Annotated in this window: 8 protein-coding genes; 2 read left to right on the top strand and 6 right to left on the bottom strand. The window is 74.1% G+C overall.

Features of this window, described 5'->3' with window-relative positions; translation table 11 throughout:
- Positions 1-107 precede the first annotated feature (107 nt).
- Positions 108-1,034, bottom strand: a complete 927-nt coding sequence (locus tag D7318_RS07475; protein ID WP_120696057.1) for a LysR family transcriptional regulator — start codon at positions 1,032-1,034, stop codon at positions 108-110.
- Between the two features lie 113 nt (positions 1,035-1,147).
- Between D7318_RS07475 and D7318_RS07480 the strand changes: the two genes are divergently transcribed.
- On the top strand, positions 1,148-2,248 hold the full coding sequence (locus D7318_RS07480; RefSeq protein ID WP_120696058.1) for an aldo/keto reductase: 1,101 nt from the start codon (positions 1,148-1,150) through the stop codon (positions 2,246-2,248).
- Positions 2,249-2,276: 28 nt separating this feature from the next.
- Here the strand turns inward: D7318_RS07480 and D7318_RS07485 are convergent, their stop codons facing one another.
- Positions 2,277-3,164 (bottom strand): alpha/beta fold hydrolase, encoded by an 888-nt coding sequence (locus D7318_RS07485; protein WP_120696059.1) that lies wholly within the window; start codon positions 3,162-3,164, stop codon positions 2,277-2,279.
- A gap of 137 nt (positions 3,165-3,301) precedes the next feature.
- Complete coding sequence (locus tag D7318_RS07490) at positions 3,302-3,634, bottom strand: GNAT family N-acetyltransferase (protein ID WP_120696060.1); 333 nt, start codon at positions 3,632-3,634, stop codon at positions 3,302-3,304.
- Between the two features lie 328 nt (positions 3,635-3,962).
- Between D7318_RS07490 and D7318_RS07495 the strand changes: the two genes are divergently transcribed.
- Complete coding sequence (locus tag D7318_RS07495; RefSeq protein WP_120696061.1) at positions 3,963-5,090, top strand: glycoside hydrolase family 19 protein; 1,128 nt, start codon at positions 3,963-3,965, stop codon at positions 5,088-5,090.
- A 170-nt stretch (positions 5,091-5,260) separates the two neighbouring features.
- Here D7318_RS07495 and D7318_RS07500 read toward each other — a convergent pair whose 3' ends face one another.
- The 3 genes from D7318_RS07500 to D7318_RS07510 form a co-directional block, all read right to left on the bottom strand.
- On the bottom strand, positions 5,261-8,071 hold the full coding sequence (locus D7318_RS07500) for a helix-turn-helix transcriptional regulator (protein WP_183091264.1): 2,811 nt from the start codon (positions 8,069-8,071) through the stop codon (positions 5,261-5,263).
- Positions 8,072-8,457: 386 nt separating this feature from the next.
- Complete coding sequence (locus tag D7318_RS07505) at positions 8,458-11,313, bottom strand: helix-turn-helix transcriptional regulator (RefSeq protein WP_230423477.1); 2,856 nt, start codon at positions 11,311-11,313, stop codon at positions 8,458-8,460.
- 160 nt (positions 11,314-11,473) lie between these two features.
- Positions 11,474-18,955, bottom strand: a complete 7,482-nt coding sequence (locus D7318_RS07510) for a type I polyketide synthase (protein WP_120696064.1) — start codon at positions 18,953-18,955, stop codon at positions 11,474-11,476.
- Positions 18,956-19,220: the final 265 nt, after the last annotated feature.

Below are 19,220 nucleotides of genomic sequence, written 5' to 3' on the forward strand. Positions count from 1 at the left end.
ACGTCGTCCTGACGTTCGTCAGCGCGGCTGCGTAAGCAGAAGGCGTACGGCACGCATGCCGACAGGGTAGCGCACGGGGCCCGGCGCGGCCCTGGCGAGCGAACGGGTCACCCGGCGGTGGGGGCGGGCGCGGCGGCGGGGGCGAGCCAGCCCTCCCTGGCCGCCAGCTCCCTGGCGGTGCGGACCAGCGCGGCGACCGCGGGCGGGGCGCTGCCGCGCGGGCGGACGAGGGCGAGCGGGACGCGGGGCAACGGGTCGCTGACCGGCAGGTGGGCGGCGGTGGGCAGCAGGTGCTCGGCGACGGAGCGGGGCAGCAGCATGAAGCCGCCGCGTAGGATCTCCCGGTGGTGGCGCAGCCCGGGCACGGGATTCTCCCAGACGGGGAACGTCTCGCCCGTCGCGCGCAGGGCGCCGAGCACCGCGTCCACATAGCCGGGCGCGAGCTCCCTGGCCAGGAAGCGGAACGTCTCGCCGCGCAGCTCGGACAGCGCCACGGCGGGGCGCGCGGCCAGCCGGTGCCCGGCACGCACCACGACGACGCACTCCTCCTCCCGCAGCACCTCGGCGACCCAGCCGTCGGGCACGGGCGGATACCGGCCGATGGCCAGGTCGAACGCGCCGTCGGCCAGGGCGGCGGGCAGCTCGGCGTCCCAGGTCTCCCTGGTGGCCACGCGGATCGCCGGGTGGCGCCGGGCCAGGGCGGCTATCAGCTGCGGCAGCTCGGCGTGGGCGACGCTCGGGCCGTAGGCGACGCGGACCGCGCCGCCCGCCGCGCGGGCGGCCTGCCGGGTGCGGGCCACGGCGCGCTCGGCGTGGTGCAGCACGTCGCGCGCCTCGGCCACGAAGACCTCGCCCGCCGCGGTGAGCCGCGTGGGCCTGCGCAGGAAGAGGGCGAGCCCCAACTCCCGCTCGAGCGCGCCGATCTGGCGGCTGAGCGGGGGCTGGCTCATGTGCAGCCGCGCGGCGGCGGCCTGGAAGCTCCCGGTGTCCGCGATCGCGATCACGTACCGCATCAGTCTCAGATCGACGGCCATGCCCTGAGGGTATGTCGGGTGACATAAAGGGACTGTTCGTTTCGGAAGTGACCGGGAAACGCTCTCAACGCCCTTGCTCGCAGAGCATTCGCCGGAGAAGAGAGCGAAAAAACATGTCTGAGACGGACGGTGACGGAACGTCGGGCGCCTCGCGCCGCCACCTGCTCGCGGCGGGTGGCCTCGCCGCGGCCGCCGGAGCCGGGGCCCTGGCCCTCGGCGCGACCGGCTCGGCCGCCGCGTCGGGGGCGGGGGGCCGCGGCGCGGGCGCGTTGATCACCAGGCGGTTCCCGGCCAGCGGGGAGCGGATCCCGGTGATCGGGCTCGGCACGTTCATGACCTTCGACACCCTGCCCGGCGCCCCCCGCGGCCACCTCCGCGACATCGTGCGGCGCTTCCTGCGGGCCGGGGGCGCGGTGATCGACACCTCGCCGCTCTACGGCGCCGCCGAGGCGAACACCGGCTGGGCCATCGCCGGGGCCGCCGATGACGTCTTCCTCACCAACAAGATCTGGTCCACGGGCGAGTACCTGTGGGACGACAGCCACGCGCTGCGCTCACTGGAGCGCTCGATGGAGCGGCTCTCCCGCGACCGCCCGCTGTCCGTCGTGACGTGCCACAACCTGGTCAACGTCGACGTCGTCCTGCCGCTGCTGCACGCCTGGCGGAAGGAGGGCCGCATCCGCCACCTCGGGGTGACCCACCACGACACCGCCTACTTCGACCTGCTCGCCGACTGGGTCGAGCGCGGCGCCCTCGACTCCCTCCAGGTCCGGTACTCGATCCGCACGCGCGACGCCGAGCGGAGGGTGCTGCCCGCCGCGGCCGACCACGGCACGGCCGTGATGGTCAACATGCCGCTGGAGAAGGGGCGTCTGCACGCGGTGGTCGGCGACAGGCCGCTGCCCGACGAGGCCCTTGAGCTGGGGATCGACAGCTGGGCCGAGCTGTTCCTGAAGTGGGTCGTCGCGCACCCGGCGGTCACCTGCGCGCTGCCCGCGACCTCGCGCCCCGAGCACCTGGAGGAGAACGTGCGGGCGATGCGCGGCGCGTTGCCCGACCCGGGGGCCCGCGAGCGGCTCGCGGCGACGCTGGCCGGGCTGCCGGGCTTCGCCGACATCGAGACCGCGCCCTGGTACCCGGGCAAGTCCTACCCCGGGCTGGTCTCGCGGGCCCAGGCGGCACTGCGGGAACGGAGCCCCTGGTGGCCGTCCTGACCGGGCCGCGCCGCCAGGGCCCCGTCCCTCACGCGGCGCTGAGGACCGGCTGGTCGAGGACGCGGCCGAGGAAGCCGCGCATGTAGCCCGCGACGGCGTCGAGGTGGCTCTCCAGCGCGAAGTGCCCGGTCGGCAGGAGGTGCACCTCGGCGTCGGGCAGGTCGCGCCGGAACGCCCTGGCCCCTTCGGGTCCGAAGATCCCGTCGTGGGCGCCCCACACCGCGAGCAGCGGGACGCGGCTGGTGCGGAAGTACTCCTGGACCCGCGGATAGAGGGCGATGTTCGTCGCGTAGTCGCGGAAGAGCGCGAGCTGGACGAGGTCGTTGCCCGGCCTGGCGAGCAGGCCGAGATCGTGCTTCCAGGTGTCGGGGCTCACCAGGCTCGGGTCGTCGACGCCGTTGAGGTACTGCCAGCGGATCTCGTCCTCGGTGAACGCCTGGCGCGCGGCCGTCTCGTTCGCCGGGGAGGGGTCCGCGGCATAGGAATTGAGGCCGGCCCAGAACTCCTGGACGAATCCCTCCTCGTAGGCGTTGCCGTTCTGGGAGACGATCGCCGTGACGCGCTCGGGCGCCCTGAGGGCCAGGCGCCAGCCGATGGGGGCGCCGTAGTCCTGGACATACAGGGAGAAACGCTCCACGCCGAGGCGGTCGAGCAGGCCCTCGGTGAGGTCGGTCAGCGCCTCGAATCCGTAGTCGAACTCATCGACCGTGGGCATGCCGGAATATCCGAAGCCGAGGTGGTCGGAGGCGATGACGCGGTAGCGGTCGGCGAGTTCCGGGATGAGATGCCGGAACATGTGCGAGCTGGTGGGGAATCCATGGAGCAGCAGGATCACGGGAGCCCCGGAAGGCCCGGCCTCCCGGTAGAAGATCCGCTGCCCGTTCACCATGTCCGTCCTGTGGTGCACGGCGGTCATGTTCCGGCCTCCTGCCTGTGGGCGCGTGCGACGACGCGAAAGAGTCGCAGGCACCCCGCCGCCGCGCAACAAGGCTCGCCAGCCGCCCGCCCGGGGAGCGCGCAACGGCCCAACGCGCGCCCCGGGCGACCCACGTGTCAGTCCGCCACCCTGCTCCTGCTCTGGTAGAGGAGGTCGGCGTACTCGGGGTGGTGCCCGATCCAGCCCGCGTAGAACGGGCAGGTGGCCAGCACCCGCAGCCCCGCCTCGCGCGCGGCGTCGAGCGACACGCGCGCGAGCGTCGAGCCGATGCCCTGGCCCTCGTGGGCCGGATCCACCTCGGTGTGGAGGAAGACGATCAACTCCGGGGTGCGCAGATACTCCGCGAAGCCCGCGACCTTCGCCCCCTCCCCTTCGCCCCGGCCGTCCTGGCCGGTGAGCCGCGCCTCGAAGCGCCGCGCCTCGGGGACGTCCACGATCTCGACCGCCATGGGCGATCACCCCATCTCTCGTTCATCGGCCACGGCCGAGGCCGCAGCCGCGACCGCGCCCACGCTACAAAATCGCGGTACCGGAACGGCTCCTGTATTGACGGCGTCACCGGCGGCTGCCATGGTCTAGACATGACGCGGACATGGTCTAGACCTTGGACCGGTTCGCGCCACCCCCTGCTCCCCCACGGCCCCGCATGCTCCTCCGCCGAGCGGATTGTCATGAACGCTGTTATGAACGCTCTTCTGAACGAGGCAACGCTCGGCGCGCGCTGATCACCGTTCCTCACCTCACAGGCGCCCTTTGATGCGAAGGGGACAACTCACCATGTCCATCAGCTTCCTGAAACGTCTTCCGCTCGGACGTTCGGCGGTCATCGTCGCGCTCGCGGCGATCTTCGCCACCCTGTTCGTCGCACCGCCCGCGCACGCCGCCGAGGGCCCGATCCGCGGCCTCGGCGGCAAGTGCGTCGACGTGGCGGCGGCGAACAACGCCAACGGCACGCCCGTGCAGCTCTACGACTGCAACGGCACCGGCGCCCAGCACTGGAACGTCGGCGGCGACGGCACCATCCGCGCGCTGGGCAAGTGCCTCGACGTCACCAGCGGAGGGCGCACCGACGGCACGCCCATCCAGCTGTGGGACTGCACCGGCAGCCCGAACCAGCGGTGGGTGGTCACCGGTGCCGACGACATCGTGAACCCGCAGGCCGACAAGTGCCTCGACGTGCGCGACCGCAGCACGGCCAACGGGACGCGGCTCCAGCTGTGGACCTGCACCGGCGCGTCGAACCAGAAGTGGTCGGCGCCCGGCGGGGGCGGCAACCCGAACCCCGCGGCGTTCGTGGTGAGCGAGGCCCAGTTCAACCAGATGTTCCCGAACAGGAACCCCTTCTACACCTACAGCGGCCTCGTCCAGGCGCTCAACTCCTACCCCGGCTTCGCCAACACCGGCAGCGAGACCGTGCGCAGGCAGGAGGCGGCGGCGTTCCTCGCCAACGTCCACCACGAGACCGGCGGCCTGGTCCACATCGTCGAGCAGAACCAGGCCAACTACCCGAACTACTGCGACTGGGGCCAGCCCTACGGCTGCCCGGCCGGTCAGGCGGCGTACTACGGGCGTGGCCCGATCCAGCTCAGCTGGAACTTCAACTACAAGGCCGCGGGTGACGCGCTGGGCATGGACCTGCTGAACAACCCCTGGCGCGTGGAGCGCGAGTCGGCCGTGGCCTGGTCCACGGGGCTGTGGTACTGGAACACCCAGAGCGGGCCCGGCACCATGACGCCGCACAACGCGATGGTGAACCAGGCGGGCTTCGGCCACACGATCCGCGCCATCAACGGCTCGCTCGAGTGCGACGGGCGCAACCCCGGCACCGTGCAGAGCAGGGTGAGCCGCTACCAGCAGTTCACCGGCATCCTGGGCGTCGCCCCCGGCGGCAACCTCTACTGCTGACCCACGACGCCCTCCCCACCCCCGCGCGGCCCGGAACCCCACGTCCGGGCCGCGCGGTTCCCCGTGGGGGGGCACGCCAGGGGCGCGGGGCGTGGCACAACGCGACCGCGGCGGCGCCCGTCGAACGAGGCGCCGCCGCGGGGCGGTGGGGGTCGGAGGGGGATCCGGGGTCAGCAGCGCGCGAGCGCCTCGGGCAGCTGGTCGCGGGAGGCGATGCCGAGCTTCCGGTAGACCTGGCTGAGGTGCCACTCCACCGTCTTCACCGTGACGAACAGGATGTTGGCGATCTCTCTGTTCCGCTTGCCGTCCGCCGCGAGCACCGAGACGCGCATCTCGCGCGGCGTGAGCCCGGGCATACCGGCGCGCGGGGTCTCCCGGACGCGCACGCCCAGGCTCGCGAGCTTCCTGCGCGCCTCCCTGCTGGTCGCCAACGCGCCGATCCCGTCGGCGATCTCGTCGGCCGCGCGGAACCGCCGCCGCGCCTGGGTGGCGTAGCCCGCGTCCCGCAGCCTGGTGCCGAGCCGCACCAGCTCGTTGGCCTCGAGGCCCGGCGTGCCCGCCGCGGCGAGCATCGACACGGCCTCCTCGAGCGCCTCGATCGCCTGGGCCGCGGGGAGCGTACGCGCGTAGGCGCCGAGCGCCACCCCCGTGATGTGGTCGGCGCCGAACGCCCGCGCCGTGGCCAGGTGCGCGGCGCCCATGGACCGCGCCTCGTCGAACCGGCCGAGGTCGGCCAGGCCGTGCACGGCGCGCGGCGCGGGATTGAGCGCGCAGCAGCGCGCGCCCCACTCGTCGAGCAGCTCGCGCGTGCGCAGGAAGTCGGCCACGCCCGCCTCGGTGTCCCCCTGCGCGACGAAGAGGCGGCCACGGGCCACCATGAGCGGCAGGAACAGCGTCCGGCGCGGCATGTCGAGCGAGGCGGCGTGCCGTTGGTACGCCTCCGCGGCCGTGTCCACCTGGTTGCGCAGGACCAGCAGGTCGATCAGGGCGAGGATGGCGAAGGGCCGCCCCACCGAGAGGCGCCCGAGGTCGCCCGTCGTCCGCTCCAGGGTCGCGGTGGCGTCGGTGTCGGCCTCGGAGAGCATGCCCCGGTTGAGGTTGACATAGGCGCGCAGCGCCCTGAGGTCGTCGGACGCCTGGCTCGAACGCAGCACCTCCGCCTCGTGGATGGCGTTGTCCAGGATGCTGCCCGCCTCGGTGATCCGGCCGCAGCACAGCAGGCACATCGCGACGCACCAGGCCGCCTCGCCGCCGTCGTGCTCGTCGGTGACCGAGACTCCGGCGAGCAGCGCCTCGTCGCACAGCCGCAGGACGTGGGCGGCCGTCGCGCCGGTGATGAGCGCGGCGAGCGCCCGTCGGGCGCGCTCGCCGCTCCTGGAGGCGGGCCCCTGGCCCTCGAGCCGGGTGAACGCCTCCTGCGCGGGCGGCAGGATCTGCGACAGCTTCGTCATCTCGGAGCGCAGGCGGGGCACGAGCGAGCCGGGGCGCTCGCCGACCTCGCGGTGCGCGGCGTTGAGCACGCCCATCGCCTCCTCGTAGCGCGCGTGGGCGGTGAGCGCGCCGCTGAGGTTGAGGGCGATGGAGGCCCGCTCGGCCGGGTCGTCGGCCAGGTCGAGGGCGTCTCTCAGGTGCTGGGTGGCCCGGGGGTCGCCGGTCCGCAGCTCGGCCTCGCCGAGCCCGGCGAGCAGGGAGCAACGCGCGTCATCGGACACCGTTTCGAGCAGGGCGCGGCGGTAGAGGGTGGCGGCGAGCGGGAAGTCGCCGTTCAGCAGGGAGCGTCGACCCGCGGCGATGAGGGTCTCGCCCACCCGGCTGTCCTTGGACGGGGGCGTGTGCAGCAGGTGGTCCGCGACCTGCTCGGCCGGGGCGCCGCCCGCGATGAGCGTCTGGGCGGCGGAGTAGTGGGCGCGGTAGCGGAAGGTCTGGGGCAGGTGCTCGTAGACGGCGTTGCGGACGATGGGCGCGATGTACCGCAGCGGGGCGTCGGGCTCCACGAGGCCCGCGTCGACGAGGGCTTCGGCGGCCTCGGTGGCCTCGGCGAGGGTGAGCTCCGCGGTCTCGGCGAGCTGGGGAAGGTCCCCCGACGAGCCGAAGACGGCCAGGGTGCGGGCGAGCGCGAGGGCGCCGCGCGCGCCTGGCCCGGATATGTGCTCGATCCAGCCCTGGACGACGCGGGATATCGTCCGGGGCCCGATGCGGGCGATGAGGTCGGGCCGGTCGACGCCGTCGGCCCCGGGCCGCGCCCTCAGCTCGTCGACCAGCTCGTTGAGGAAGAACGGATTCCCGGCGGTGGCCTCGTAACAGGCCAGGACCGACTCGGCGTTGAGCGGAACGCTGAGCGCGGCGGACACGTACTCGCGGACGCCGTCCCTGCTGAGGGCGCCGATGTGCACTCTGTTCGGGGCGTGCGGGTCGAGGAGGGCGCGGGCGACGCCGCTCTCCCCGCCGCGGTGGGAGGGGACCGCCGCGGCGCACACGAGGATGCGGTAGGGGCCGAGCCTGCCGCGCAGGCTCTCGAGGAAGCGCAGCGACGGGGCGTCGACCCACTGGAGGTCGTCGAGCAGGACGAGCAGGGGCTTGCCCTCGGAGACGTTGACGAGCAGGTGACAGAGGCCGTCGACGATCGCCTCCTCCTGGGCGGCCTCCGTCTCGTGGGCGGGTCCCTCGTCGCCGTAGCCGAAGAGCGGGGCGGCGGAGGCGGCGGGGCCCGAGAGCGCGGCGTCGCGCCGGTCGGTGCCGACGCGGGCGAGCCACTGCTCGAAGAGCTGACGCACCACTCCGTGACGGAACGTCGACTCCAGCTGGTCACCACATGCCTGGAGCGTCGTGAAGCCTTCCGAGACGGCCTGCTCGCGAACGGCCTTGAGGAGTGAGGTCTTTCCCGTGCCGAATGTCCCTTCCACCAGGACGAGGCCGCCGCTTCCGTTCCGGCAGGCCCGCACCATCGCGCGGAGATAGGACAGCTGGGTGCGACGCTCCACCGTGGGGCGGAAATCGGCCGGGGCCGTGGAATGCGGCCTCGGCGTCGCATAGGCGTACATCAAAAAAAGTCCCCCATTTCCGGACAATCACGCACTTTTGAACCCTCGTCAGGCCCGGTCACAGATGGCCGGACAAGGGACTTCACAGCAGCGGATAACGCGATCCGGGATTGCCGGTCCGCGCGCCGCATTGGGCAGGTCACACCCAAGCGGTGATGTTCAAGACGCGGTCAAGACTAGCCCAACCCGCCTATTTCAGGAACGTGCGACTCACTTCGGCGGGTGGGCCCCGGCAATATGCCGTGGCGGACGGCCCACCGGGCCGAGGAGCGTCACAGAAACGTCTTGGCCAGTTCACGTGGAGGCAATCGCCTCGGCGATTCCGATCACCCCGACTCGGCCGACTCTTTGGCGAGCACTTTCGCCAACTCCTCCCGCGAGCTTATGCCCAGCTTTCGGTAGACTCTGTTCAAGTGCCATTCCACGGTCTTGATCGTGACAAAGAGCGTGTGGGCTATATCACGGTTTCGTTTCCCCTCCGATGCGAGCACGGCCACCCTCCGCTCCTGGTCCGTCAGACTGCACGCCCCTGTGGCGTCGGTGACGCGGACGCGGACCCCCATGGCCGAGAGCTCCGCCTTGGCCACCTTCATCGGGCCCCAGGCGCCGCACCCCTGCGCCGCCTTCATCCCGGTGGTCAGCCGCTGCCTGGCCTGGGTCAGCAGGCCCTGGCGGCGCAGCGCGGTGCCGAGCTCGATGAGCGCGACGGCGTGTTCGAGGCGCGCGTCGCTGCGCGCCAGGATGTCGACCGCCTCCTCGAGCCGGTCGATGCCCTCGCCCTCGGGCGCGGCGGCGGCCGAGGCGCGCAGCACGGCGGCCACGACGCGGGGCGCCCCGAACGCCCGCGCCGTCGGCACCCATTGCTCGCTCTCGAACGCCGCCTCCTCCGCCCGGCCCGCGCGGACCTTGGCGATCGCCGCCTCGGCCGCGGGCAGCAGGGTGGGGTTGTCCAGGTGCCACTCCTCCATCACCCGGCACGCGCTGAGGATCTCCTCGATGCCCGCGTCCAGCTGCCCCGAGGCGATGCGCAGCCGCCCCCTGGCGAACATGATCGAGGTGTGCAGGATGGGCCAACGCAGCAGCGCGCCCCGGTCGTAGCGCTGGAGCACGGCCTCGGCGGCGGCGAACTCGTGGCGGGCGGTGAGGACTTCGGTCATGGCCGCCACGGCGTACGCGATGGCCGAGCCGGCCACCCGTCTGGTCCTGTCGAGGACCTTCTGCGCGTCGTTCCGCGCCTCGTCGAGCCGCCCGCGCCGGCAACGGACCCAGGCCCGCAGCGAGTAGGCGGCGTCGATGGCCAGCGCCATGCCGCGCTGCTGGGCCGCCTCGACGATGAGCGTGAGCAGGCGCTCGGCGTCGGCGAGCCGGTCGCAGTAGGCGAGGGCGAGGGCGGTCAGGCACCACGAGTGGGCGCCCAGGTCGTGCTCGGGAAGGGCGATCCCGTCCCCCGGGATGGTCCTGACGACGTCCTCGGCCAGGGCGACGACCACGGCGGCGGGCTCCCCGCGCCGCAGCGCCTCGACGGCCCGCTCGGCGGTGAGCATGGGCCGCAGCCCGGGGTTGGCCGCGAGACCGGCCTCGAGACGCCGCAGCCGCCGGGAGGCGGCCGGTCTCAGCTCGGCGGCGCGGTGGGCGGTGCTGAGCAGGGCGATGTCGAGCATCGTGCACTCCCCCTCGCCCGTGGGGCCGCTCTCCTCGCGCAGCTCCTCGAGCAGGGCGGTCGCCCGCTCGTGGCGGCACTCGAGGACCAGGGCCATGAACAGGTCGAGGCCGATGCGCGCCCGTTCGTCGGGGTCGGTGCTCAGGCGTAAGGCCCGGGAGAGGTGCTCCTGGGCCTCGGACCTGTGGACGCGCAGCTCGGCCCTGCCCAGGTCGATGAGCAGCTGCCGCAACTCCTCGTGCCCCGGCGGCTCCTGGAGCGCGCGGCTCAGATAGGCCACGGCCGCGGCGTCGTCGCCGTCGGCGGCCGACTTGGCCGCCGCCTCGCGCAGCACGGCGACGGCCTCCTCGCTCCCCGCGGTGGGGGCGCGCACCAGGTGGTCGGCGATCTCCTGGGCCGGGGCGGCCGCCGCGACCAGCACCTCGGCGGCCCTGGCGTGGGCGGCGCGGCGGACGCTGACCGCAAGGTTCCGGTAGACGGCGGTGCGGACGATGGGGTGGATGAAACGCGGCGGGGTCTGCGGGTGGAGCAGGCCGATGTCCGCCAGCACGCCCAACGCCTCGGCGGCCGTGGGCTGGTCGAGCCCCGACACGTCGATGGCGTACATCAGGTCGGCCTCGGTGCCGAGCACGGCCATCGCCTCGATGAGCCGCACGGCCGACGGCGGCAGGGGCGCGAGCCTGCGCAGCACGTGGTGCACGACCTTGGAGGGGGCCAGGTCGAAGACCCGCGCGGGGGCGATGTCCTCCTTGTGCCCGACCTGGGCGAGCTCGCCGAGCAGCTCGTTGAGGAAGAACGGGATCCCGCCGGTGGCCCGGTGGCACGCGGTGGCGAGCGTGCCGCCGCGCTCCTCGCCGAGCGCGCGGGTCACGTGCTCCCACACGCCCTCCTCGCTCAGCGGGTCGAGCCGCAGGAGCTGGGCGGAGGGGCGGGAGACGATGGCCCGGGTGATCTCGGCCTGGTGGCCGCTCTCGGCCGGGTCGGTGGTCATCGCGAGCAGGATGCGCCGGTCGGCGAGCCGGGCCGCGAGGTAGTGGAGGAAGCGCAGCGACGGGGTGTCGATCCACCCGCTGTCGTCGAGCAGGAGCGCCACGGGGCGGTACTCGGCGATGTGGACGCACATCCAGTACAGGCCGTAGAGAAGGCTGTGATGGCGCTGGTCCTCGGAAGCGGACGATCCGTTTCCGCCGAAGTCGAACAACGGGGCGGCGAACGCCGCGGGGCCGCGCAGCACGCGGCGGCGCACTTCGGGCGTCGCGGAGTTCAGCCAGTTGTCGAAGAGTTGATGGACGGCGCCGTACGGGAATCCGCTCTCGTATTCGTTGCTCTGGGCGTGGAGGACGAAGAACTCGTTCTCCGTCGCGCGGTCAAGCAGGGTCGCGAGGAGCGAGGATTTCCCGAGTCCTGGGGCGCCCTCTATGACGAGGAGCTGACCTTCTCCGTCCCGGCACGCCTTCACCGCTCCGTCAATGGCATTCAGTTCGTGGTCGCGCTCGGTCATCAGGCTGCTTGACATCTGCATGCCACACTCCGCTCCCCGTCACCTTGCCCAAGGTTAAAAGATCCGTTGGTTGGATGCTGGCAGATTCCGCAAACGGAAGGCTGTGCCCGTGCGAACGGCGGCCACGGGCACAGCCGGTGGCGACGCGGACCACGGGCCGCGCGGCGCCTGACGCCGGACGTCAGTCCTTCACGGGGCGCATGTCGCTCAACCCCCAGAAGACCTGGAGGCTTTCGATGAGCCCCTCGGCGTTGACCGAGAAGACGTCGAGGGCCCGCACCTCCACGCGGGCGCCGCTGCGCGGCTCGAGGGGGTTGAGCGACGTGGCGGCCGCGGGGATCGCGATCTGTTTGCCGTCCATCGCCGCGGACGGGTCGCCGACCTCGTGGACGGTGAGGTCGTGGGCGAGGACGTTCTCGTAGTACTTGCGCACCGCGGCGGGCCCGCTGTGCGGGTCGTGCCCGACGGGGTCCTGCACGACGGCGTCGTCCGAGAAGAGCGCCACGATGTCGTCGAGCTTCCCCGCGTTGAGCGTCTCGAAGTAGTGCAGCACGATGTCCTTGCGCTTCTGCTCGTCGAGCATCAACTTCCTCCTGGTGACTTCGGAAGGGAACGCGGCCAGGTGCAGGTAGTCACGCCCGTCGTACGGGGGCGTGATCTCGCCCAGCCAGTAGCGCCCACGCTGGAACGCGTAGGTCGGCAGGTCCACGCGCCTGGCGCCCGTCCCGGCCAGGACGGCGCCCCAGTCGGCGGACGCGCCGCGCACATACGGCGCGGCCAGCGCGGCGAGCGCCGCGGCCACCGTGGTGGCGGTCAGCGTGATCGTGCCGGGGGCCTGGCTCGTGGGCGCCTCGGGGCGGGCCAGCCAGTGCGCGGGGTCGGTCAGCCGCTCCGCGCCGACCGCCTCGCCGGTGCCCGCCTCCCGCAGCGGCCTGCCGCCGGTGAAGGTCACCCGGGCGAGCGCGGCGCGCAGCTCGGGCTCGGCACCGTCCGGCCCGGCGTGCGCGGCGGCCAGCAGCGCCGCGGCGTCCTCGAGGGACAGGCGGCCCGCGGCGTGCGCGGCGGCCAGCGCCCCCGCGCCGTGGAACAGGTACTCCTCGGCCTCGGCGCCCCAGCTCTCGTAGAGCCGCGTCAGCGCCACCTCGCGCGCGAACGCGTCGGCCTGCGGCGTCGGGGCGGGCAGCCGCACGTCGAGGTGCGCGCGGACGGTGTCCCACGCCTCGGCGAACGGCGGGAACGCCTTGTACAGCGCGTCGGTCGAGCCGCCGGGGGCGCCGGTGAAGAGCAGCGCCGTGCGGACCCTGCCGGTGGAGGGCTCGGGGCAGGTGAGGACGTGGGCGGCGGGCTCGTCCCGTTCCCACTCCCCCTCCAACACGGCGAGCGCGTCGAGGAGTTCGGCGCGGTCGGCGGCGGTGATCAGCGCGCGGTGCTCGAACGTGGCGCGCCCCGTGGCCAGGGAGTGGGCGATGTCGGCCTGGGCGAGCTCGGGGTGCGCGGCCAGGTGCTCGCGCAGCCGCCCCGCCTGGGCGCGCAGCCCCGCCGCGGAGCGGGCGGAGAGCGGGAAGGGCAGGGTGTCGCCCGCGTGCGCGGCGGCCACGGGCTCGCCCGAAGGCCCGGCGCCGAAGGGCGGTTCGCCCGGGGGCTCCTCCAGGATGAGGTGCACCTGAGTGCCGCTCGCGCCGAACGACGAGACGCCCGCCCTGCGCGGCGCGGCGCCCCGCTCCCAGGGCTCGTGCTCGGTGACGAGCCGCACGGTGCCTTGCGACCAGTCGACCTGGGAGACGGGCGTCGAGGTGTGCAGCATGGCGGGCAGCAGCCCGTGCCGCATCGACAGGATGGTCTTGATGACGCCCACGACGCCCGACGCGTTCTGCGGGTGGCCGATGTGGGACTTGGCGGTGCTCAGGCGCAGCGGCCCGTCGGCGGGGCGGCCCCTGCCGTAGGTGGCCTGGAGCGCCTCGACCTCGACGGCGTCGCCGAGCTGGGTGCCGGTGCCATGGCCCTCGACGGCGTGGATCTGGTCGCCGGTCAGGCCCGCCTCGGCCAGCACCCGCTGGATGAGCTGCTGTTGCGACTTGGCGTTGGGCGCGGTGAGGCCGTTGCTCGTGCCCTTGTGGTTGATGGCCGAGCCGCGGATGACGGCGAGCACCGGGTGGCCGAGGCGGCGGGCGCGGGAGAGGCGTTCGACGGCGACCATGCTGGCGCCCTCGCCCCAGCCAGGCCCGTCGGCGTTGTCGTCGTACGGCTTGCAGCGGCCGTCGGCGGCCGAGCCGCCGGTGAGCTGGTGCCACGCGAACGGCTGGGCGAGCACCGCGATGCCGCCCGCGAGCGCCACCGAGCACTCGCCGCGCAGCACGGCCTGGGTGGCCAGGTGCAGCGAGACGGCGGACGACGAACAGCCGGTGTCGATCGTGACGGTGGGCCCGTTGAGGTCGAGCGCGTAGGCGAGGCGCCCCGAGGCGAACGCGGGGGCCCCGCTGGCGCCCAGGTAGGGCTCGCTGGCCTCGGGGACCCTGGAGGGGACGAAGCCCTGGTAGCCGATGCCGGTGTAGACGCCGACCTCCTCGTCGGCGAGGGCGCGCGGGTCGATGCCCGCCCGTTCGAACGCCTCCCACGCGACCTCGAGCAGGATGCGCTGCTGGGGGTCCATCACGACGGCCTCGTCCGGGCTGATGCCGAAGAACGCGGGGTCGAACTCCGTGATGCCGCCGATGAGTCCGGCCTCGTGGATGCGGCGGACCGCGTTGCCCATCGGGAGGTCGTCCTCGTCGTCCGGCAGGTTGTCCCAGCCGCGGTCGGCGGGCGGGGGGCCCACCAGGTCGCGGCCCTCGACGAGCGCGTCCCAGAACTGCTCGGGGCTCTCCACGCCCCCGGCGAGGCGGCAGCTCATGCCGACGATCACCACGGGGTCGTCCTCGGGCGTGACGGCGGCGGGCGCGCGTTCCGCGGCGGGCGAGGCGGCGTCGGCGCCGTGCGGCCCGCCGAGGAGCTCGCCGCGCAGGAAGGCGGCGAGCGACGCGGGGTTGGGGTGGTCGAAGACGAGCGAGGCGGGGAGCGCGAGCCCGGTGGCCTCGGCGAGCCTGCGGCGCAGGTCGGTGATGGTGAGCGAGTCGAACCCGAGGTCGCGGAACAGCCGGTGGGGGCCGATCTCCTCGGGCGAGGTGTGCCCGAGGACGGCGGCGGCCTCGGCGGCGACCAGGTCGATCAGGATCGACTCCTGACCCGCGGGCGACGCGCCCGTCAGGCGGGAGACCAGCGCGGACGGCGCCTCGCCCGACTCGGGCTCGGGCGCGGGCCTTTCGGCGGCCTCGGCCTCCGCGCGCCGGATCGCGGGCAGGTCGGACAGCAGCGGGCTGGGGCGTTCGGCGGTGAAGCTGGCGGCGAACAGCGGCCAGTCGACCCGCGTCACGGCGACGGACGTCTCGTCGTGCCGCACGGCCTGCGCCATCGCCTCGTTGGCGACGCGCGGGTCCATCTCGAGCACGCCGCGGCGGCGCATGTGCGCGGTGAACGCCTCGTCATAGGCGATGCCTTCGCCGCCCCACACGCCCCACGCGACGCATGTCGCGCGCAGGCCGCGGGCGCGGCGGCGCTCGGCGAGCGCGGCGAGGCGGGCGTTGGCGGCCGAGTAGGCGCCCTGGTGGCCGCCGCCGAGCACGCCGGTGTGCGACGAGAACAGCACGAACGCGGCCAGGTCGCGGTCGGCGAGCAGCGCGTCGAGGTGCTGGGCGCCGTACACCTTGGCGGCGCGGATGCGCTCCAGGTCATCGGGGGTCATGGCGTCGAACACCAGGCCCTCGGTGGAGCCCGCGGCGTGGATGACGGCGGTCAGCGGGGCGTCGTCCGGCACGCCCGCGAGGAGCGCGGCCAGCTGCTCGCGGTCCGCGACGTCGCACGCGGCGACGGTCACCCGGGTGCCCGACTCCTCGATCTCGGCGGCCAGTTCGGCCGCGCCGGGGGCCTCGGCGCCGCGCCGCCCGGTGAGCAGGACGTGCTCGGCGCCCTGCGCGGCGGCCCAGCGGGCCAGGCCCGCGCCGAGCCTGCCGGTGCCGCCGGTGATCAGCACGGTTCCCGAGGGCCGCCAGTCGTGGGTGGGGGCGCGGTCGGCGAGCGGCGCGGGGACGAGCCGCCGCCCGTAGGCGCCCGAGGCGCGCACGGCGACCTGGTCCTCGTCGCCGATCCCGGCCAGCACGGTGGCCAGGCGGGCGGGGCTCCGCTCGTCGGGGGTGGCGGGCAGGTCGACCAGGCCGCCCCACAGGAACGGGTACTCGAGCGCGGCGACCCGGCCGAGGCCCCACAGCTCGGCGCCTTCCGGGTCGGCGGGCGGGTCGGCGGCGCCCACGGCGACGGCGCCCCGGGTGACGCACCACAGGCGCGCGGTCAGGCCCGCGTCGGAGAGCGCCTGGGTGAGCGTCATGGTGGCGGCGAGCGCGCCGTCGCCGCCCAGGGCGAGCAGGGAGACGACGCCGGCGAAGTCGGTCGCCGAGCCCGCGAGGTCGGCCAACGTGGCGGCCAGCGTGGCGCGTTCGACGGCCGTGGGGTCGAGGTCGAGGACCACGGTGTCGGTGCCGTCGCCGCGCAGGGCGCCGGTGACGGCGGCGATCGCCTCGGCGTCGCCCCCGGTGGGGACGACGACGAGCCATGACCCGGTGGGCCTGGCGGGCGCCGCGGTGGCCAGCGGCTTCCAGGCGACGGTGTGGCGCCAGGAGTCGAGGGCGGCGCGGTCGCGGCTCGCGCGCCGCCACGCGGCGAGCGCGGGCAGCAGGTCGCGCAGCGGGCGGCTGTCGTCGAGGGCGGGGCCCTCGGTGAACGCGCCGAGGTCGCCGTTCTCGACCGCCTCCCAGAACGCCGCGTCCGTCGCGTCGCCCGCCTCGGCGCGCCGGGCCTCGGCGGCGGGGGCGGCGGGCTTGAGCCAGTAGCCGCGGCGTTGGAACGCGTAGGTGGGCAGGTCGGCGGGGCGCGCTTCGGCGCCCGCGGCGTCGAGCACGCCGATCCAGTCCACGGGCGCGCCGCGCGTCCACGCCTCGGCGAGCGACGTGAGGAAGCGGTCGGCACCGCCCTGGTCGCGGCGCAGGGTGCCGACGGTGGCGACGGCCGTGTCGGTGGTCTCCTCGACGGCCATGGTGAGGACGGGGTGCGGGCTGATCTCGACGAACAGGGTGTGACCCGCGGCGCGCAGGCCCCGCACGGCGCCCTCGAACTCGACGGTCTCCCGCAGGTTGCGCGTCCAGTAGGCCGCGTCGAGGCCCGTGGTGTCGATCGGGCCGCCCTCCGCGCCGTCCGCGGTGTCCGCGGTGTCCACGGTGGAGTGGAACGGGATGGCGGAGGCCGTCGGGGCGATGTCGGCCAGGAGGCCGAGGAGTTCGTCGCGGATGGAGTCGACCTGCGGGGAGTGCGAGGCGTAGTCCACGGGGATGCGGCGGATGCGCACGCCGTCGGCCTCGCACGCGGCCGTCAGGGCGTCGAGGGCGGCGGGGTCGCCCGCGACGACGGTGGAGTTGCCCCCGTTGGCGGCGGCGACGGCGAGGCGGTCGGCCCAGGGCTCGATGCGGGCGAGGGTCTCATCGCGGCTCTGCGCCAGGGAGGCCATGCCGCCCTGGCCCGCGAGCCGGTCGCGGATGACCTGGCTGCGCAGCGCGACGATCCTGGCCCCGTCGGCGAGGGTGAGGGCGCCCGCGACCACGGCGGCGGCGATCTCGCCCTGCGAGTGGCCCACGACCGCGTCGGGCACGACCCCTTGGACGCGCCACAGCTCGGCGAGGGCGACCATGACGACGAACAGCGTGGGCTGCACGACGTCGACGCGCTGGAGGTCGGGCGCCCCCTCGGCGCCGCGCAGCACCTCTTCGACGGACCAGTCGGTGTGCGCCTCGACGGCGGCCGCGGCCTCGGCGAAGCGGTCGGCGAACGCGGGCGACGACGTCAGGAGCCGCACGGCCATCCCGGCCCACTGCGCGCCCTGCCCTGGGAAGACGAAGACCGTCTTGCCCTCGGCGGTGACCGCGCCCGTGGCGACGGCGGCGCCCTCGGGCGGCGCCGCGCCGTCGGCGAGCGACCGCAGCCCGGCGAGCAGCGCGTCGCGCCCCTCGGCGACCACGGCGGCCCGCTGCTCGGTGAACGCCGTCCTGGTGGTGGCGAGGGACAGGGCCACGTCGGCGAGCGGCAGTTCGGGCCGCTCCTCGACATGGGCGAGCAGCCGCGCGGCCTGGTCGCGCAGCGCGGCGGGGGTGCGGGCGGCGAGCACGAACGGCAGGGGGCCCGCGGCGTGGTCGTCGGGCGCGCGCTCGCCCGCGGCGGCCGACGCGGGGGTCGGGGGCTCCTCCAGGATCAGATGGGCGTTGGTGCCGCTGATGCCGAACGACGAGACGGCCGACCGCCGCGGTCGGCCGAGCTCGGGCCAGGGCCTGGCCTCGGTGAGCAGGTCGACATGGCCCGCCGACCAGTCGATGTGCGGGGACGGCTCGTCGACGTGCAGGGTCTTGGGCAGCACGCCGTGGCGCATGGCCATGACCATCTTGATGACGCCCGCGACGCCCGCGGCGGCCATGGAGTGGCCGAGGTTGGACTTCACCGAGCCGAGCCACAGCGGCGGCCCGTCGTCGGGGCGCCTGCCGTAGGTGGCCATCAGGGCGTGGGCCTCGATGGGGTCGCCCAGGGTGGTGCCGGTGCCGTGCGCCTCGACGGCGTCGACCTGCTCGGCGGTCAACCGGGCGTTCGCCAGGGCCTGTTGGATCACCTTGGCCTGGGCGGGCCCGTTGGGGGCGGTCATGCCGTTGCTCGCGCCGTCCTGGTTGACGGATGTGCCGCGGATGACGGCGAGCACCGGGTGGCCGTTGCGCCGGGCGTCGGAGAGGCGTTCGAGCAGGAGGACGCCGACGCCCTCGGAGAACGCGATGCCGTCGGCGGCGGCGGCGAACGCGCGGCAGCGGCCGCTGAACGACAGCACGTCGTGCGCCTCGAAGCCGAGGAACATCTCCGGGGTCGCCACGATCGCCGTGCCGCCCGCGAGCGCCAGCGTGCACTCCCCGGCGCGCAGGGCCTGCACGGCCTGGTGGATGGCGACGAGCGAGGAGGAGCACGCGGTGTCGATGGTGACGGAGGGGCCCTGGAGGCCGAACGTGTAGGAGACGCGGCCCGCGATGGCGAACGCCGAGCTGCCGGTGAGGAGATGGCCGTCCTGGCCCTCCGCGTCCCCGCTGCGGTCGTGCCCGTACATGGGGGCGGTGGAGCCCATGTAGACGCCGGTGAGCCCGTTCTTGAGCGCGGAGGGGACGATGCGGGCCCGTTCCACGGTCTCCCAGGCGACCTCGAGCAGCAGCCGCTGCTGGGGGTCCATGGCGAGCGCCTCGCGGGGCGAGATGGCGAAGAACCCGGCGTCGAACTGGTCGGCGTCGGCGAGGAACGCGGCCTCCCGCGTGTAGTCGGTGCCCAGGTCCCAGCCGCGGTTCTCGGGGAAGCCCGCGACGGCGTCGCCCTCGTCGGCGATGAAGCGCCACAGCGCCTCGGGCGAGTCGATGCCCCCGGGGTAGCGGCAGCTCATGGAGACCACGGCGATGGGTTCCCGCGCCATCGCGACCAGCTCTTCGTTCTGCCTGCGCAGCTGCTCGTTCTCCTGGAGCGACGCCCGCAGTGCCTCGATGACTTCCGTGTAGGACGTACTCATGCTGTGATCTCCGCTCACGTCAGTGCCTCACCGCGGGCGCCTGACCCGTCCTGGGGGTGGACCGCTCGGCCGTGAGCCGGCGCCGTCGGGCTCGACTGACTGGAGTTGGGTGGTCGGATGAGCGCGGGGTCTGGCCGTGGGGGCTCCCGGGTCCGCGGGCCCTGGAGGAGCCGCCACCACGCGGCGGGCTCCGTTTCACTGGCTCACCCGCCCGATTCTGGTCGGCGGCGGGCCCCGGCCGCCCCGGAGTCGCCCCCCGGCCAGA

This window comes from Streptomyces radicis (genome assembly GCF_003626575.1).
GTDB lineage: Bacteria > Actinomycetota > Actinomycetes > Streptomycetales > Streptomycetaceae > Streptomyces > Streptomyces radicis.

Excerpts from the sequence above, each read along its gene's own strand:
- D7318_RS07490 (WP_120696060.1), bottom strand. The coding sequence starts at position 3,634 with ATGGCGGTCGAGATCGTGGACGTCCCCGAGGCGCGGCGCTTCGAGGCG.
- D7318_RS07505 (WP_230423477.1), bottom strand. The coding sequence starts at position 11,313 with ATGCAGATGTCAAGCAGCCTGATGACCGAGCGCGACCACGAACTGAAT.
- D7318_RS07480 (WP_120696058.1), top strand. The coding sequence starts at position 1,148 with ATGTCTGAGACGGACGGTGACGGAACGTCGGGCGCCTCGCGCCGCCAC.
- D7318_RS07485 (WP_120696059.1), bottom strand. The coding sequence starts at position 3,164 with ATGACCGCCGTGCACCACAGGACGGACATGGTGAACGGGCAGCGGATC.
- D7318_RS07475 (WP_120696057.1), bottom strand. The coding sequence starts at position 1,034 with ATGGCCGTCGATCTGAGACTGATGCGGTACGTGATCGCGATCGCGGAC.
- D7318_RS07510 (WP_120696064.1), bottom strand. The coding sequence starts at position 18,955 with ATGAGTACGTCCTACACGGAAGTCATCGAGGCACTGCGGGCGTCGCTC.
- D7318_RS07495 (WP_120696061.1), top strand. The coding sequence starts at position 3,963 with ATGTCCATCAGCTTCCTGAAACGTCTTCCGCTCGGACGTTCGGCGGTC.